A 17,767-nucleotide genomic window follows, 5' to 3' on the forward strand; every position below is an offset into this window, starting at 1 on the left:
GAACTCCACAGCGAGTTGGACTCGCGGAGACAACCCCTCACCCGGCTGCGCTTCGCGCAGCCACCCTCTCCCGCAAGGGGCGAGGGTGCACCGTCAGCGCGGCTTCGCTACACCCTTACTTCTTCACCATCGCGCACGCCGGGTCCGGCGGGCCGAACGCCTTGTCGCCCGAGATCGTCGTGAGGATCTTGTAATAGTCCCACGGATATTTGCTCTCCTCCGGCGTCTTCACCTGCACCAGCCAGAGGTCGTGCACCATCAGATTGTCATCGCGTAAGCGGCCGTTGCGGGCGAAGAAATCCTCGATCGGCTTTTCCCGCATCTTCGCCGCGACCTTGAGCGGATCGTCGGTGCCGGTGTCCTTGATGGCGTTGAGATAGTGCATCACGCTCGAATAGACGCCGGCCTGCCACATCGACGGCATCTTGTTCATCTTGGCGAAGTAGCGCTTCGACCATTCGCGGGTCTTGTCGTCCATGTCCCAATAGAACGAGGTCGTCAGCAACAGCCCTTGGGCAGCCTGCAAGCCGAGGCCATGGATGTCGGTGATCAGCGCCAGCAGCGCCGCCATCTGCTGGCCGCCCTTGAACACGCCGAACTCCGAGCCGGTCTTGATCTCGTTCATGTTGTTGGGCGGACCCGCCGCGATGCCGATGATCTTGGCCTTCGAGGACTGCGCCTGCAGCACGAACGAGGAGAGGTCGGGCGTTGCCAGTGGCGGCTTCACCGAGCCCAGCACCTTGCCGCCATTGGCGGTCACGACCGCGGAGGCGTCGCGCTCCAGGGAATGGCCGAAGGCATAGTCGTCGGTGATGAAGAACCAGCTGTCGCCGCCGCGCTTGACCACCGCGTCCGCGGTGCCGACCGCGAGCGCGCGGGTGTCGAACACCCACTGGATCGCGTAGGGCGAGCAGAACTTGCCGTGGAAATCGGCGGTGCCGGTCGAGTGGGTGATGAACAGCCGCTTCTTCTCGTTGGCCATGTTCTGCACCGCGAGCCCGACCGCGGAGACCGGCACGTCGACGATCAGGTCGACCTGGTCGACGTCGTACCAGCGCCGTGCAATCGCGCCGCCGATGTCGGCCTTGAGCTGGTGGTCGCCGACGACGATGCTGATCGGCTTGCCGAGCACGGTGCCGCCGAAATCGTCGATCGCCATCTGCGCCGCCGTCACCGAGCCCTGGCCGGTCGGCGCCGATGCCGGACCGTTCATGTCGGTGAGCACGCCGATCTTGACGATTTCGTCGGACACCTGCGCCATCGCGGCGCCCGGCAGCAGCGTTGTCGCCAGGAATGTCGCTGCCAGGAACGTTGCTGCAAAGCCGGCAGCGACCGGCAGTCCAAATCTCGTTGGCTTCATGCTTGTCCTCCCCTGATCCGGCGCGTTGGCCGGTGTGCCCTCCGGGTATGGCCCGACCGAATTGGTTTCTTTTGCAACTATTTGGGGGCGGGCGTCAACGTCAGGCGGCGAAGCGGATTTGTCCGGCCGGGGAGGGATCGTAGCCGGTCAGCTCCGCGGCGCGCTGGAGCAACCGCTTTTCGCTGAGGAACCGGATCAGGCCCTGCATGGCGGGGCGGAAATAGCTGCGCTGCCGCATCGCGAGGTCGAAATTCTCCCAGACCAGCGGCACGAAATCGAGGCCGGCCGAGCGCGCGGACGCACGCGTCGCGATGCCGCAATCGGCTTGTCCCGCGCGGACGATCTCGGCGAGATCCGGGCCGGTCAACGCCGGCGTCTCGATCCGGCGCAAATCGCGCGTCGAGGCGCCGGCGCGCTTGAGCAGCACATCGAGCAGCATCTGCGCGCCCGTGCCCTGTTGCCGCATCGCCACCCTGGCCCCGAGCGCGAGCACGTCGGAAAGGCCGCGCAGCCGCTTGGGATTGCCCGGCGCCAGCACGAGACCCTGCTCGCGGCGCACGAACGCGACCAGCAATGCATCATGCAGGTCCGGAGCGTCACGCAGGACCGTCGCATTGGCGTCGGCGGCGAGATTGCCGTCGGCATCGAGGCTGTGGAAGTGCATTGCCACGGCCATCACCTCGTCCCGCTGCAGCCGCTCGAGCCCGCGCGCGCTGCCCTCGCTCATCGATCCCAGCCCTGAGCCGGATTCGCGCAGACCCCAATCCAGAAGCTCGTCCTGGCTGCCGCCGACGACCGGCGGCGGCTCAGCGATCAGCATGCCGGCCGGACGCGCCAATCCGGACAGCACCCAGAGGTCGAGCTCGTGCCGCGGGAAGAGCCACTTTCCGGTCACCTTGGTGCATGGGATCGCGCCGGTGGTGACGAGTTCGTACAGCTTGCGTTCGCCGAGCCGAAGATAGTCGGCGGCTTCGCTGGTCGTCAGGAATTCCATCCTGCATTCCTATGCAAATTCTTGCTTCTTTTTGGTGCTCGACGCAGGTGGAATCTGCATTTCAAGTTTTGTCCGTGACGACCATGCCCGATCATCTCGCTGCTTTGCAACACATCCCCACGCGCGATCTCTGCTTTGGTGAACGATCCTAAATCGCTCGCGTGGTGCCAATCTTGCGGGCAGTCGCGCGCGCAACTGCAATGGGCATATGCCGCTCCGCGCGTTGCCGAGATTTCCCGAGTCGTCGGCGCGCGACGCGGACGATAAATCTGTCGCCGGTAGTGGTTTAATCCGCGCTCTATCTGTTGTTGTTCGCATCCGGCGCCGCAACTAGCAAACGCGTCACGAGTGCGGCGCAATCGATCGTCATCATGATCGCGTCATAGCCAGTGGGAACCCGATCATGGCCGTCCGCCGCCTCTCCGTTGCACTCGTCCTTCTCTGCGGCCTCGCCGCAGGCGTTGCGGCGTCATACGCGGAGGACCGGGCCATCGTGCTCGCCACGACCGCAGCGACGCAGGAGTCCGGCCTGCTCGATTACCTGCTGCCGATCTTCCGTAACAAGACCGGCATCGACGTGACCGTGATCGCGCGGCGCGCAGACGAGGTGCTCGACGCGGCGCGAAGGGGCGAAGTCGACGTCGTGCTGATGCATGCGCGGCCGCAGGAGGAGAAATTCGTCGCCGACGGTTTTGCCGCGAAGCGCTTCGACGTGATGTACAACGACTATGTGCTGATCGGGCCGAAGAGCGATCCCGCCGGCGTCAAGGGCAAGGACATCGCGACCGCGCTGAAGGCGATCGAAGCCAAGGGCGCGCCGTTCGTGACGCGCGGCGACCGCTCGGGCACGCACGCCGCGGAGCTCGCGCTCTGGATCGTCGCCGGCATCGACATCGCCCGCACCAAGGGTGCCTGGTATCGCGAGGCCAAGCAGGACATGGCTTCCGCCCTCGATGCAGCGCGCGTGGCGAACGCCTATGTGCTGTCCGACCGCGGCAGCTGGATCGCTTTTCGGGAGCGCGGCGATCTCGACATCTTGGTCGAAGGCGACAAGCGTCTGCTCAATCAGTACGGCGTGATGCTGGTGAACCCTTTGAAGTTTCCGAACGTGAAGAAGGAGCTGGGGCAAGACTTCGTCGACTGGCTGATCTCGCCCGACGGACAGGCGGCGATCGCCGGATACAAGGTCGACGGACAACAGCTGTTCTTCCCCAATGCGGACAAATCGGGCGGCTGACGTTCGTATCGCGAGCGGTTGCCAAACCGGGCGATGCATGATCCATCATGGCGCATGACCCAGCGCCTGCCGCCATCGCTGACGCCGCTCGACACCGCGCTCGCCGCGTTGCTGACAGGGCTCGATCCGCTCGCGCCGATGGAGTTGCAGCTGAGCGAAGTGGCCGGCTGCATCGCGGCGGGCAATCCGCTGCTCCCAGCCCGACCGTCTCGTGACGTCGCTGCCGCGGACGGCTGGGCGTTCTGCGCCAATGATCTGGTCGGCGCGTCCTCCTATTCGCCGCTGCCTCTCGCAACAGCGCCCGCCTGGGTCGATGCCGGCGACACGATGCCGGCGGGATGCGACTGTGTGCTCGATGCCGACGCAGTCGAAGTGTCCGGTCCGCTCGCCCAGGTGTTGGCGGAGGGCGTGCCGGGGCAGGGCGTCAGGCGGGCTGGAAGTGATATCGACGGACGCACGCCTGCCGCGGAAGAGGGGAATCCGGTCAATCGTGCCGCTCTGTTGCTCGCGCGCGCCGCCGGACTGGACCGGCTGAGCGTACGCCGTCCGCGGCTGCGCATTGTCAATGTAGCAGGTGCAACGCTGACCATGCATCTGATTGCGGACATCGCACGCGCCGGAGGACTGGATGTGCAAGCGAGCGAGGCCGGCGCGCGCGACGCAGGATCGATCGCGGAGGCGTTCGGGGCGCCCACCTGCGATCTCCTGCTGACGATCGGCGGCAGCGGTGTCGGTCGCAACGATGCAACGGTCACCGCTCTGACCCAGCATGGTGACGTGCTCGCTCATGGTCTTGCGCTCCAGCCCGGACGCTCCGCCGCGATCGGGCGGCTCGGGGCCATCCCCGTCGTCGCCTTGCCCGGATCACCGGATCACGCGCTCGCGGTCTGGCTCGCGCTCGTGCTGCCGCTCGTCGACCTTTTGTCGGCGCGGCTGCCGCGCCGACAGGTAACCTTGCCGCTCGCGCGAAAAATTGCATCCAGCGTCGGCATCGCGGAAATGGTCCTGCTGGCCGAGGAACATCATGCGTGGGTGCCACTTGCGGTAGGAGAATGGCCGCTCCAGGCAATTGCCCGCGCGGATGCATGGCTGCTTGTTCCCGCCAGCCACGAGGGATTTGCAGCGGGCGCGCCGGTCGATGCCTATCTGATGTGGGAATGATATGGGTTTAGCATGACCATGATCCCGCAATCGCAAGTCCGCAGCGCGCTCGAACAGGAACAGTTCCTCAAAATCCTTTCCCGCGAGGAGGCCTTGGTTCGCTTCGAGGCCGCGCTGTTCCCGCGCGCGCTTCTGAGTGAAATGCGCAAACTCGGTGCTGCGCTCGGCGCGTCGCTCGCTGAAGACATCACTGCGCCAATCGACGTGCCGCCGTTCGACCGTTCCAATGTCGACGGCTTCGCGGTGCGCTCAGCAGACCTTGCGACAGCCGGCGAAGGCGCGCCGGTACGCCTGCGGTTGAATGGCGAGACCATTCACTGCGGCACCGTACCGGCGCTGCAAGTCGCCGCGGGAACGGCAACGCCGATTGCCACCGGCGGTCCGCTGCCGCGCGGTGCCGATGCCGTGGTCATGGTCGAGCATACCCAGCCGGCGGGGCCCGGTGCGATCGGCGCCCGTCGCGCGGCCTCACCCGGGCAATTCATATCCTACGCAGGGTCCGATATTGCGCGCGGCGAGGCGCTGCTGCGCGCCGGCACGATCATCGGCTCGCGCGAGGTCGGCATGCTGGCGGCCTGCGGTCTTGCCGAGGTGAGCGTCGTGCGCAAACCTCGTGTTGCCGTGATCTCCACCGGCGATGAACTGGTTCAACCGGGCGAGGTGCTCGCGCCTGCTGCGATCTACGACACCAACGGCGCGATCGTCACTGCTGCGATCGACGAGAACGGCGGTGAGGCGGTTTTCCTCGGCGCCATTCCCGATGACGAAGTCCAGCTCGAAGCCGCCATGCGGCGTGCGCTGGCGGACGCTGACATGCTGGTGCTCTCCGGCGGCACGTCGAAAGGCGCGGGCGATCTCTCCCATCGCATCATCGGCCGGATCGGCAAGCCCGGCATCATCGCGCATGGCATTGCGCTCAAGCCGGGCAAGCCGCTGTGCCTTGCGGTGTGCGACGGCAAACCGGTCGTGATCCTGCCGGGTTTTCCGACCTCGGCGATGTTCACCTTTCACGACATGATCGTGCCGGTGCTGCGCAAAATGGCCGGACTGCCGCCGCGTTCTGATGCCAGGGTGAGCGCGACTGTGCCGGTGCGCATTGCTTCCGAGCTCGGCCGCACCGAATTCGTCATGGTCTCACTGGTCGCAGGCAAGGACGGCTTGATCGCCTATCCCTCCGGCAAGGGGTCCGGTGCGATCACGTCGTTCGCGCAGGCCGACGGTTTTCTGCGCATCGAGGCGCTCGCCGACCAGATGCCGGCCGGGAGCGAAGCCGAAGTGACGCTGTTCACGCCGCATGTGCGGGTGCCCGATCTCGTCATCGTGGGCAGCCATTGCACCGGCCTCGATCTCGTCACGGCGCAACTCGCGCATGCCGGCCTGACCGTGCGCTCGATTGCGGTCGGCAGTCTCGGCGGACTTGCTGCGGCACGGCGCGGCGAATGCGATCTAGCGCCGATCCATCTGCTCGACGACAAGAGCGAGACCTACAATACGCCTTACCTCGTCGAAGGACTCGAGCTCGTGCCGGGCTGGCGACGGATGCAGGGCATCGTATTTCGCAAGGGCGACAAGCGTTTCGAAGGCCACAGCGCGAAGGACGCCGTGGCCGCGGCGCTCGCTGATCTCTCCTGCATCATGGTCAACCGCAACCAGGGCGCCGGCACGCGCATCCTGATCGACCGGTTGCTTGGTGGTGCGCGCCCGGAAGGCTATTGGAACCAGCCGCGCTCGCACAATGCGGTGGCCGCGGCGGTCGCACAGCACCGCGCCGACTGGGGCATGACCATTGCACCGGTCGCCCATGCGGTCGGCCTCGGTTTCATTCCGCTCGCGGAGGAACATTATGACTTCGCGTTGGTGACGGCGCGCAAGCAGCGTCCTGCGGTGCAGGCCTTTCTCGCCGCACTCGGTTCGGACGAAGCGCGCGCCGCACTGGAGCGGGCCGGATTCCGGCCGGCGTAGAGCTTGGTTAGGACGCCGCATCCAGTGCGGCCAGCCGCTCGGCTTCCGCGATGTCCTCGAACGTGTTGGCATTGAAGAACGGATCGATCGGCTCCGTCGGCCACGTCACGGTCGCGAGCGGATAACGCGCGGTCCAGCGATCGATCTTGCGGAGGTCTTCGACCACCAGCGCGTGACGCAGTTCGTCGCGCAAGCCAACCCGCCACAAGCCGATCACCGGATGCGACTGGCCGCCTGATGCCGCAACGGCGAGCTCGGCATTCGCGGCGATACGTTCTTCATGCAGGCGCGCGATCAAATTTCGCGGCAGGAACGGGCAGTCGCCGGCGGCACTGAGCACCCATTCCACCTCAGGCCGGTTCGCCGCGGTCCAGTCGAGCGCGGCAAGGATGCCGGCGAGCGGACCGGGGAAGCCGGGCACGTCGTCGGCAACGACCTGCAAACCGAACTTAGCGAAGCGGTCGGGATCGCCGTTGGCATTGAGGATCAGGCCGCTGCATTGCGGCTTCAGGCGTGCGATTACGCGTTCCAGGATGGTGCGGCCGCCGATGGTGCGCATCGGCTTGTCGCCGCCGCCCATGCGCCGCGCGAGACCGCCGGCGAGCAGCACGCCTTGCGTGGTCGGAAAGCTAATCGTCACCACTTTTACCCTTGCGCTTGTGCTTGGCCGATTCCTCCTCGACATAAGCGAGGTTCTGGTCGTAGACGATGCGCTCTGCCCCCGACAACGCGATGAACCGTTTGCCGCGCGCGCGGCCGACCAGCGTCAAGCCCACCTGCCGGGCGAGATCGACGCCCCAGGCGGTGAAGCCGGAGCGCGAAACCAGGATCGGAATTCCCATGCGGACCGTCTTGATCACCATCTCGGAGGTGAGCCGTCCGGTGGTATAGAGGATCTTGTCGGATGCATCGACGCCGTGGCGGTACATCCAGCCCGCAATCTTGTCGACGGCGTTGTGACGGCCGACATCCTCGGTGTAGCAGAGCGGCTCGCCCTCTCTGCACAGCACGCAGCCGTGGATCGCACCTGCCTCCAGATAGAGCGAGGGCATGGTGTTGATGGTCTGGGTCATCTGGTAGAGCCAGGAGGTGCGCAGCTCCGCCTTCGGCAACGCGACGCTCTCGACCGCCTCCAGCAGATCGCCGAAGGCGGTGCCCTGCGCGCAGCCCGAAGTCTGCGTTCGCTTCTTCAGCTTGGCTTCGAAATTGGTGTGGTGCTCGGTGCGCACCACCACCACCTGGAGGTCGTCGTCGTATTCGACCTCGGTGACCGCGTCATCATACTTCAGCATATTCTGGTTGAGCAAATAGCCCAGCGCTAGATATTCCGGATAGTCGCCGATCGTCATCATGGTGACGATCTCCTGCGAATTCAGGTAGAGCGTCAGGGGGCGCTCCACCGGCACCTTGATTTCGATCCTGGCGCCGGACTGGTCGGTCCCGGTCACGCTCTCGGTGAGGCGCGGGTCGTCGGTATCAGGGACGATCAGGGGTGCTGGGGCTTTGTCGATCTTCATCATGGCCGCGACGTTAGCATGACATTCGGGTCAAGCCGATATAAGCATGCTGGCGAGAGAACGAAATGCCGCCTATTCGTCATTGCGAGCGAAGCGAAGCAATCCAGGCTGCCGCCGTGGATGCATTCCCTGGATTGCTGCGCTCGCAATGACGGAGGAGAGAGTGGTTCCATCAAGGACCGGGTCGCTCGCGGAGACGGAGCTGGAATGAAAGTCATCGGCCTTGCAGGCTGGAGCGGTGCGGGCAAGACCACGCTGTTGACGCGGCTGATCCCGCACTTCAATGCGCTTGGCTTGCGCGTCTCTGTCATCAAGCATGCGCATCACCAATTTGACGTCGACGTGCCCGGCAAGGATTCCTGGCGCCATCGCGAGGCCGGCGCGGCCGAGGTGCTGGTTGCTTCGTCAAATCGCTGGGCGCTGATGCACGAATTGCGCGGGGCGGCGGAGCCGCGTCTGCCGGAACTGTTGAGCAAATTGTCGGCCGTCGATCTCGTCGTGGTCGAGGGTTTCAAGCGCGAGCCACATCGCAAGATCGAAGTGCATCGCGCCGCCAACGACAAGCCGCTGCTGTTTCCCGATGATCCCGGAATTTTCGGGATCGCGGCTGACGTTGCCATTGAAACCCGACTGCCGACGGTCCATCTCGACGATATCGCCGCCGCCGCGGAATTGCTGCTGCGCGCGGCGATGCCGGTCGAGGAAGCGGTCGCGAAAAGCGCTGCGATGCGCTGACGAGGCACCATGGCGCAACTGTCGGACGATTGTTTTGCCTTCGGCGGACCGTTGATGTCGGTCAACGAGGCCGTTCGCCTGATCACGACGCGCGTCAACGCGATTGTCGATCTCGAAACCGTGGCGCTCATCGATGCTGATGGGCGGGTGCTGGCCCGCGATATCGCGGCGCCGCTGCCGCTGCCGCCCTTCACCAATTCCGCTGTTGACGGCTACGCCGTGCGCAACGCAGATCTTCCTGATAGCGCCGAGCGGGCACTCCCGCTCGATGGCCGCATCCAGGCCGGCGGTCTGGCGCTGGCGCCGATCAAGGCCGGCCACACCGCGCGCATTTTCACCGGCGCGCCGATGCCGCCGGATGCCGAAACCGTCTTCATGCAGGAAGACGTCCGCGTCGACGATACCGGCCGAATTGTGCTGCCGCCGGGCCTGAAGCAGGGTGCGAATGTTCGCCCTGCGGGAGAGGACATTCCCCAGGGCCATCTCGCGCTGCGCGCAGGCCAGCGCTTGCTGCCGCAGCATGTCGCGCTCGCGGCGGCGTTCGGCCTGGTCAGGCTCGACGTCGTCAGACGCATCCGTGTCGCGGTGTTCTCGACCGGTGACGAACTGGCCTCGCCCGGCGAGCCGCGCGCACCCTCGCAGCTGTTCGATTCCAATCGCTTCATGCTGATGGCGATGCTGCGCCGGCTCGGCTGCGATGTCAGCGATCTCGGCATTTTGCGCGACGAACGTATCTCGCTTGCGAATGGCCTGAAGCAAGTCGCCGGCACGCATGATCTGATCCTCACCACCGGCGGCGTATCGACCGGGGAAGAGGATCACGTCAAAGCGGCGGTCGAGAGCATCGGCTCGCTGGTGTTGTGGCGGATGGCGATCAAGCCGGGACGGCCCGTGGCGATGGGCATCATCGAGGGCACGCCGCTGATCGGATTGCCGGGCAATCCCGTCGCGAGTTTCGTCACCTTCGTGCATGTGGTGCGGCCGACGGTGCTGGCGCTTGCGGGCAGCCTGCCGGCGCCGCTGTTGCCGATCCCGGTGCGCGCGGCATTCACCTACAAGAAGAAGGTGGGGCGTCGCGAATATGTTCGCGCCTCCTTGCGGCGCACGCAGGACGGCGAACTCGAGGCCATCAAGTTTCCACGCGAGGGGGCAGGGCTGTTGTCCTCGCTGGTCGACACCGACGGCCTCATCGAGCTCGATGAGGAGGTCACGCGTGTCGAGCCGGGGCAGAGCGTGGGTTTCCTGTCCTATGCCGATTTGCTCTGAGTCTGGGTGCATCTTGGCGCTGTCTCGGGCCTGTCTTGGCGTTGACGCCATCGACCCCTCCCGCCATGTTGCGCCGATGACCAGAACGACGCTCGATCTCACCGGACTGAAATGCCCGCTGCCCGCCCTGAAGACGCGCAAAGCGCTGAAGCCGTTGCAGCCGGGCGATCAGCTCGAAGTGTACTGCACCGATCCCCTGTCGGTGATTGACATTCCGAACCTGATCCGGGAGACCGGCGACACGGTGGAGATCACCGAGCGCAACGACGCGCGTATCGTGTTCTTGATTGAGAAGGCCAATCGATCGATAGAAAATCTCAATGGTGCGCCGCCCACTTAGCCGGCGGTCACTCGGTTGATACCTACCTTTTGTCTATCGACATCGATCACCACTTCTGCCCCAATTGAGTTCCTCCGCCGAGACGCGGAGGTTGAGTCTTGCCTGCGATATACGGAGCAAATGGGCCATCGAAAGAAGCCCGGCCGTGGCGTCGGGCATAGCCCCCAAGGTTAGGGGTTTAACGTCTCGGATGCGCGTGACGATCCTGGCGCGCGTCGATCATTGTGCGGAGCAGCAGGGACAAAGGCTGCGCTGCAGGCTGAGGAACAGGACCGTCGTGGCAGGCCGTTCAGAAGGGCGGCTTCAGGGGAGGAATGCATGTCTACCATCGAGAGCGCTGGAACACTTTCGGGTGCCGGCGCAGGTTTTCTGGATCGCGAGCGGACCATCGCGACCGCCGGGTTCAATCGCTGGCTGGTGCCGCCGGCCGCCCTGTGCATCCATCTCTGCATCGGCATGGCCTACGGCTTCTCGGTGTTCTGGCTGCCGCTGTCGCGCGCGATCGGAGTGACCGCGCCGAAGGCGTGCGCAGAGATGTCGCTGTTTCAGGAGCTGTTCACGACCAGCTGCGACTGGAAGGTCGCCAGCATGGGGTGGATGTACACGCTCTTTTTCGTGCTGCTCGGTATCGCGGCTGCGGTCTGGGGCGGCTGGCTGGAGCGCGTAGGCCCGCGCAAGGCCGGCTTCGTCTCGGCGCTGTGCTGGTGCGGCGGCCTCTTCCTCGGTGCGATCGGGGTTTACACCCATCAGCTCTGGTTGTTGTGGCTGGGTTCGGGCGTGATCGGCGGCATCGGTCTCGGTCTTGGCTATATCTCGCCGGTGTCGACGCTCGTGAAGTGGTTCCCGGATCGTCGCGGCATGGCGACCGGCATGGCCATCATGGGCTTCGGCGGTGGCGCCATGATCGGCGCACCGCTGGCGAACCTGTTGATGAACTACTTCAAGACCCCGGCCTCGGTCGGCGTCTGGGAGACCTTCGTCACGATGGGCGTCATCTACTTCGTGTTCATGATGATCGGCGCGTTCCGCTATCGTTTGCCGCCGCCCGGCTGGCAGCCCGAGGGCTGGACCGCGCCGTCGAAGGCCAACGCGATGATCTCGAAGGCCAACGTCCATCTCAACGACGCGCACAAGACGCCGCAGTTCTGGCTGATCTGGTGGGTGCTGTGCCTGAACGTGTCGGCCGGCATCGGCGTGATCGGCATGGCCTCGCCGATGCTGCAGGAGATCTTCGCCGGCAAGTTGATCGGCCTGCCTAACGTCGGCTTCAACGCGCTTGATGCGGGACAGAAGGCGCAGATCGCCGCGATCGCGGCGGGCTTCGCCGGATTGCTGTCGCTGTTCAACATCGGCGGCCGCTTCTTCTGGGCATCGCTGTCGGACAAGATCGGGCGCAAGAACACCTATTATACGTTCTTCATCCTCGGCATCGCGCTCTACGCGCTGGCGCCGACCTTTGCGGCGATGGGTTCGAAGCTCCTGTTCGTGCTTGGCTTCGGCATCATCCTGTCGATGTATGGCGGCGGCTTCGCCACCGTGCCGGCCTACCTCGCCGACATGTTCGGAACCCAGTTCGTCGGCGCCATCCATGGCCGGCTGCTGACGGCGTGGTCCACCGCGGGCATCATCGGCCCTGTCGTCGTCAACTACATCCGCGAGTTCCAACTCGCGGCAGGCGTGCCGCGCGACCAGCTCTACAACACCACCATGTACATCCTGTGCGCCATGCTGATCGCGGGCCTGATCTGCAACTATCTGATCAAGCCGGTCGATTCGAAATGGCACATGAAGGAGGCTGATGTCGCCAAGTTGCAGGCGGCAAGCGCCAACGCCGCCGCCGCGGGGCCGCACGGCTCCTACGGCATCGGATTTGGCGGGCTTGACGCCAAGGCGGCGCTGTTCTGGGCCTTCGTCGGCGTCCCCCTGCTTTGGGGTGTCTGGAAGACATTGGAGAGTGCGGTCAAAATCTTCTGATCCGCCGTTGAAACAGAAGCGGGATGCTCATCAGGCGTCCCGCTTCGTTGGCCTTTCAGACATCATCAAGAATGGGACTTAGGGGGATTAAAATGATTCGCACCCGAACTTGCCTTCGAACTTGCCTTGCGGCCGCGTTGCTCGTCGCTGGCCTTCATGCCGCATCCGCGCAGACGGCAACGACACCGGCGGCGCCTGCTGCAACGACCGAAGCCAAGCCTGGCAAGATGAAACTCACCATGCAGAAGCTGAAAGACATGAAGGCGAAATGGGCGGCCAACAAGCCGAAGCTCAAGGCCTGCCGCGCCGACGTGAACGCCAAGGGCCTCGCCGGCGATGACCGCTGGTTCTACATCGAAGAGTGCATGAGCAAGACCTGAGATCGGGTTCCGTCTGGCGCACGCGTAAAGGGGCATGGCGGGCGACCGCCTGCCTCCTAAATCATTCTAGAGACGCTCTAAATTGTCTTGCATCTGGCATACCAGAGACTAGAGTTGCGTCGAATTTGGCTTGATCTGCGGGACGCAGAACCGGTGGTTCCGCTGATCGAATCGGGAAACGAAGGCTGATTGCTTTGGCGATCCCGCCTAGACTGATCACGCATTTGAAGAGAACGCGACCTCTCCATGAGCAGCAACGACGACGTTCACAACGTTCGCGAGTTCGAACATCCCGGCCAGGGACGGAAGCGCGCCAAGTCCACGCCCAAGGGACGGCAGGTCGATCCCACCGCCGCGCATGAGATCGCGCAGCTGCTCGGCGACAGGCCGCGGCGTCGCGACCTCTTGATCGAATATCTGCATCTGATCCAGGACAAGTATCGCCAGATCTCTGCCGCGCATCTCGCCGCGCTCGCCGACGAGATGAAGCTCGCGTTCGCCGAGGTGTTCGAGACTGCAACCTTCTACGCGCATTTCGACGTGGTGAAGGAAGGCGAGCCCGATATCGCGCCGCTGACGATCCGCGTCTGCGATTCGCTGACCTGCGCGATGCTCGGCGGAGAGAAGCTGCTCGCCGATTTGCAGGATGCGTCCGGTCCCGGCATCCGCGTGGTACGCGCGCCCTGCGTCGGCCGCTGCGACACGGCGCCTGCCGCGGAAGTCGGACACAACTTTGTTGACCACGCGACGGTCGCCAATGTCATGGCGGCGGCGAAGGCTGGCGACACCCACGCGCATCTACCCAAATATATCGGCTATGAGGCCTATGTCGCCGGCGGCGGCTACAATCTGCTCAATCGCCTGCGCTCGGGCAAGCTACCGACGGACGACCTGCTGAAGGCGCTCGACGACGCCTCGTTGCGCGGTCTCGGCGGAGCCGGCTTCCCGACGGGACGTAAATGGCGCGCGGTGCTCGGTGAACCAGGTCCGCGGCTGATGGCGATCAACGGCGACGAGGGCGAGCCCGGCACGTTCAAGGATCGCGTCTATCTCGAGAGCGATCCGCACCGCTTCCTCGAGGGCATGCTGATCGGCGCCCATGTGGTGCAGGCCTCGGATATCTACATTTACCTCCGCGACGAATATCCGGCCTCGCGCGAAATCCTCGAACGCGAGATCGCAAAGCTGCCGCCGGGCGGTCCGACGCTGCACATGCGCCGCGGCGCCGGCGCCTATATCTGCGGCGAGGAATCCTCGCTGCTCGAAAGCATCGAGGGCAAGCGCGGCCTGCCCAGGCACAAGCCGCCTTATCCATTCCAGGTTGGCCTGTTCGGCCTGCCGACGTTGATCAACAACATCGAGACCTTGTGGTGGGTGCGCGACATCGTCGAGAAGGGCGCCGATTGGTGGAAGGGCCACGGCCGCCATGAGCGGCACGGCCTGCGCAGTTTCTCGGTCTCGGGCCGCGTCAAGAATCCCGGCATGAAGCTCGCGCCTGCTGGCATCACCGTGCGCGAGCTGATCGACGAATATTGCGGCGGCATGGCCGATGGCCATCAGTTCTATGCGTACCTGCCGGGTGGTGCGTCCGGCGGCATCCTGCCGGCGGCGATGGACGACATCCCGCTCGATTTCGGCACGCTTGAAAAATACGGCTGCTTCATCGGCTCTGCCGCGATCGTGATCCTGTCGCAACAGGACAGCGTGCGCGCGGCCGCGTTGAACCTGATGAAGTTCTTCGAGGACGAGAGCTGCGGCCAATGCACGCCGTGTCGCGTCGGAACCCAGAAGGCCGCGCTGCTGATGCAGCAACCGGTCTGGAACCGCGCTCTCCTGGACGAATTGAGCCAGGCGATGCGCGATGCCTCGATCTGCGGGCTTGGACAGGCGGCATCGAATCCGCTGTCCACTGTGATCAAATATTTCCCTGACGAGTTCAAGGAAGCGGCCGAATGACGAAGATTACGTTCGAGCTCGACGGCAAGCAGGTCGAGGCCAATGCAGGCGAGACGATCTGGCAAGTCGCAAAACGTCAGGGCCGCGAGATTCCGCATCTGTGCTATTCGCCCGCGCCGGATTATCGCCCCGACGGCAATTGCCGCGCCTGCATGGTCGAGATCGAGGGCGAGCGTGTGCTCGCGGCGTCCTGCAAGCGCACGCCGTCGGTCGGCATGAAGGTGAAGACCGAATCCGCGCGGGCTGTATCGGCGCAGAAGATGGTGATGGAGCTGCTGGTCGCCGATCAGCCGGCGCGCGAGACCTCGCACGATCCGGACTCCAAGTTCTGGCATTGGGCCGAAACCACGGGCGTCACCGAAAGCCGCTTCCCCGCCGCCGAGCGTTGGGCGACCGACGCCAGCCATCCGGCGATGCGCGTCAATCTCGATGCCTGCATCCAGTGCGGCCTGTGCGTGCGCGCCTGCCGCGAGGTCCAGGTCAACGACGTCATCGGCATGGCCTATCGCAGCCACGGCTCGAAAATCGTGTTCGATTTCGACGATCCCATGGGCGAGTCCACCTGCGTTGCCTGCGGCGAATGCGTGCAGGCCTGTCCGACCGGAGCGCTGATGCCGGCCGTGATGCTCGACGAGGCGCAGACCCGTGTCGTCTATGCCGACAAGAAGGTGGATTCGCTCTGCCCGTTCTGCGGCGTCGGCTGCCAGGTGACCTATGAGGTCAAAGACGAGAAGGTGATCTATGCCGAGGGCCGCGATGGCCCGGCCAACCGCAACCGTCTCTGCGTCAAGGGCCGCTTCGGCTTCGACTACATCCACCATCCGCATCGCCTGACCAAGCCGCTGGTTCGGCTGCCGAACGCGAAGAAGGATTCCAACGACCAGGTCGATCCGGCCAATCCGTTCACGCATTTCCGCGAAGCGAGCTGGGAAGAAGCTCTCGACATCGCGGCCAAGGGCCTCGTCAAGATCCGCGACGAGAAGGGCGTGAAGGCGCTGGCCGGCTTCGGTTCGGCGAAGGGTTCGAACGAGGAGGCCTATCTGTTCCAGAAGCTGGTGCGCACCGGCTTCGGCTCCAACAACGTCGACCATTGTACCCGTCTGTGCCACGCCTCGTCGGTCGCGGCGCTGTTCGAAGGCCTGAGCTCGGGCGCGGTGTCCGCGCCGTTCTCGGCTGCGATGGACGCCGAGGTCATCATCGTGATCGGCGCCAACCCGACCGTGAATCATCCGGTCGCGGCAACCTTCATCAAGAACGCGGTCAAGCAGAACGGCGCAAAGCTGTTCGTCATGGACCCGCGCCGGCAGACGCTGTCGCGCCATGCGACCAAGCATCTGCAGTTCAAGCCGGGCTCCGACGTCGCCATGCTGAACGCGATGATCCACACGATCATCACGGAAGGTTTGACCGACGACCAGTACATCGCCGGCTACACCGAGGGGTTCGAGGACCTCAAGGAGAAGATCAAGGAGTTCACGCCGGAGAAGATGGAGCCGATCTGCGGCATCCCGGCGCAGACCCTGCGTGAGGTCGCGCGAACCTATGCGCGCGCAAAATCGTCGATCATCTTCTGGGGCATGGGCATCAGCCAGCATGTCCACGGCACCGACAATGCGCGCTGCCTGATTGCGCTGGCGCTGATCACCGGCCAGGTCGGTCGCCCCGGCACCGGCCTGCATCCGCTGCGCGGCCAGAACAACGTGCAGGGCGCTTCCGATGCCGGTCTGATCCCGATGTTCCTGCCGGACTATCAGCCGGTTGGCCGCGACGACATGCGCGGTGCGTTCGAGAAGCTGTGGGGCCAGGATCTCGATCCCGTGCGCGGTCTGACCGTGGTCGAGATCATGAACGCGATCCACGCCGGCGAGATCACGGGCATGTATATCGAGGGCGAGAACCCTGCGATGTCCGACCCCGATCTCCAGCACGCGCGCCAGGCGCTTGCCATGCTCGATCATCTCGTGGTGCAGGATCTCTTCGTCACCGAGACCGCGTTCCACGCCGACGTCATCCTGCCGGCCTCGGCGTTTGCCGAAAAGGAAGGCTCCTTCACCAACACCGATCGCCGCGTGCAGCTCGCGCGCCAGGTGATCAAGCCGCCGGGCGATGCGCGGCAGGATCTCTGGATCATCCAGGAGATCGGCAAGCGCATGGGCCTGCCGTGGAATTATGCCGGTCCCGGCGAAGTCTTCACCGAGATGGCAGAGTTGATGCCGTCGTTGAAGAACATCACCTGGGAGCGGCTGGTCCGCGAGGGCGCGGTCACCTATCCCGTCGATGGTCCCGACATGCCCGGCAACGAGATCATCTTCACCACGGGCTTCCCGACCGCGAGCGGCCGCGGCAAGATCGTTCCGGCTCACGTCATCCCGCCCGACGAGATCCCCGACGCCGAATATCCGATGGTGCTCTCGACCGGCCGCGTGCTGGAGCATTGGCACACCGGCTCGATGACCCGCCGCGCGCAGGTGCTCGACCAGATCGAGCCCGAGGCGGTCGCGTTCATGTCGCCAAAGGACATGCACAGGAAGAAGCTCGCGCCGGGCGATTTCATTCGGCTCGAGACCCGCCGCGGCGCGGTCGAGGTCAAGGTCCGCTCCGACCGCGACGTTCCCGAGAACATGGTGTTCATGCCGTTCTGCTACGCGGAAGCGGCGGCGAATTTGTTGACCAACCCGGCGCTCGATCCGTTCGGCAAGATCCCGGAGTTCAAGTTCTGCGCGGCGAGAGCCGAGCGCGCCGAAATGCGGGACGCGGCGGAGTAGGGCTGCGGCGGTCGCCGGCTATTTGGCGGCACAATGCCTCCAAATATGCGGCGTCGTCCCGGCGAAGGCCGGGACCCATACCGCGAGGTGTCTCCTTAGCGGATGGTGGGCGTACCGAAC

The 17,767-nt window shown here is 64.8% G+C and carries 14 protein-coding genes; 10 read left to right on the forward strand and 4 right to left on the reverse strand.

What is annotated here, in order from left to right; translation table 11 throughout:
• Positions 1-115 precede the first annotated feature (115 nt).
• Together AC0L20_RS20765 and AC0L20_RS20770 are read right to left on the reverse strand one after the other, a co-directional pair.
• Entirely contained in the window at positions 116-1,360 is a 1,245-nt protein-coding gene (locus AC0L20_RS20765) for an ABC transporter substrate-binding protein (protein ID WP_473291593.1), read from the reverse strand.
• A 100-nt stretch (positions 1,361-1,460) separates the two neighbouring features.
• Positions 1,461-2,354, reverse strand: a complete 894-nt coding sequence (locus tag AC0L20_RS20770; protein WP_473291596.1) for a substrate-binding domain-containing protein — start codon at positions 2,352-2,354, stop codon at positions 1,461-1,463.
• A 403-nt stretch (positions 2,355-2,757) separates the two neighbouring features.
• On the opposite strand from AC0L20_RS20770, the gene AC0L20_RS20775 reads away from it, so the two are divergent.
• Genes AC0L20_RS20775 through AC0L20_RS20785 form a run of 3 tightly spaced genes read left to right on the forward strand, consistent with a single transcriptional unit; the run spans position 2,758 to position 6,714 of the window.
• Positions 2,758-3,591: an ABC transporter substrate-binding protein gene (locus AC0L20_RS20775; protein ID WP_473291599.1), complete on the forward strand. Its 834-nt coding sequence runs from the start codon at positions 2,758-2,760 to the stop codon at positions 3,589-3,591.
• A 54-nt stretch (positions 3,592-3,645) separates the two neighbouring features.
• Complete coding sequence (locus tag AC0L20_RS20780; RefSeq protein ID WP_473291603.1) at positions 3,646-4,752, forward strand: molybdopterin-binding protein; 1,107 nt, start codon at positions 3,646-3,648, stop codon at positions 4,750-4,752.
• A 12-nt stretch (positions 4,753-4,764) separates the two neighbouring features.
• Positions 4,765-6,714 carry a molybdopterin biosynthesis protein gene (locus AC0L20_RS20785; protein WP_473291606.1) on the forward strand — a complete coding sequence of 650 codons (1,950 nt, stop codon included), beginning with the start codon at positions 4,765-4,767 and terminating at the stop codon, positions 6,712-6,714.
• A gap of 7 nt (positions 6,715-6,721) precedes the next feature.
• Here the strand turns inward: AC0L20_RS20785 and mobA are convergent, their stop codons facing one another.
• Both mobA and fdhD read right to left on the reverse strand, forming a co-directional pair.
• The gene (gene mobA / locus AC0L20_RS20790) at positions 6,722-7,399 is read right to left on the reverse strand and encodes a molybdenum cofactor guanylyltransferase MobA (RefSeq protein WP_473291609.1); all 678 of its coding nucleotides are present in this window, start codon (positions 7,397-7,399) and stop codon (positions 6,722-6,724) included.
• The gene (fdhD, locus tag AC0L20_RS20795) at positions 7,344-8,234 is read right to left on the reverse strand and encodes a formate dehydrogenase accessory sulfurtransferase FdhD (protein WP_473291613.1); all 891 of its coding nucleotides are present in this window, start codon (positions 8,232-8,234) and stop codon (positions 7,344-7,346) included. The genes mobA and fdhD overlap by 56 nt, the downstream gene beginning before the upstream one ends.
• Before the next feature lie 204 nt (positions 8,235-8,438).
• Between fdhD and mobB the strand changes: the two genes are divergently transcribed.
• From mobB to fdhF, 7 genes are all read left to right on the forward strand, one after another.
• Positions 8,439-8,966, forward strand: a complete 528-nt coding sequence (gene mobB / locus AC0L20_RS20800; RefSeq protein WP_007600666.1) for a molybdopterin-guanine dinucleotide biosynthesis protein B — start codon at positions 8,439-8,441, stop codon at positions 8,964-8,966.
• 9 nt (positions 8,967-8,975) lie between these two features.
• The gene (locus AC0L20_RS20805; protein WP_473291616.1) at positions 8,976-10,232 is read left to right on the forward strand and encodes a molybdopterin molybdotransferase MoeA; all 1,257 of its coding nucleotides are present in this window, start codon (positions 8,976-8,978) and stop codon (positions 10,230-10,232) included.
• 76 nt (positions 10,233-10,308) lie between these two features.
• Complete coding sequence (locus tag AC0L20_RS20810; RefSeq protein ID WP_456765883.1) at positions 10,309-10,572, forward strand: sulfurtransferase TusA family protein; 264 nt, start codon at positions 10,309-10,311, stop codon at positions 10,570-10,572.
• Between the two features lie 318 nt (positions 10,573-10,890).
• Positions 10,891-12,546: an OFA family MFS transporter gene (locus AC0L20_RS20815; protein ID WP_473291621.1), complete on the forward strand. Its 1,656-nt coding sequence runs from the start codon at positions 10,891-10,893 to the stop codon at positions 12,544-12,546.
• Between the two features lie 92 nt (positions 12,547-12,638).
• Entirely contained in the window at positions 12,639-12,926 is a 288-nt protein-coding gene (locus AC0L20_RS20820; protein ID WP_473291625.1) for a hypothetical protein, read from the forward strand.
• Between the two features lie 246 nt (positions 12,927-13,172).
• Positions 13,173-14,882: an NADH-ubiquinone oxidoreductase-F iron-sulfur binding region domain-containing protein gene (locus AC0L20_RS20825; RefSeq protein WP_473291628.1), complete on the forward strand. Its 1,710-nt coding sequence runs from the start codon at positions 13,173-13,175 to the stop codon at positions 14,880-14,882.
• Positions 14,879-17,647, forward strand: a complete 2,769-nt coding sequence (gene fdhF / locus AC0L20_RS20830) for a formate dehydrogenase subunit alpha (RefSeq protein WP_473291632.1) — start codon at positions 14,879-14,881, stop codon at positions 17,645-17,647. The genes AC0L20_RS20825 and fdhF overlap by 4 nt, the downstream gene beginning before the upstream one ends.
• The last annotated feature ends 120 nt before the right edge of the window (positions 17,648-17,767 follow it).

The organism is Bradyrhizobium sp. Kon58, from assembly GCF_055807455.1.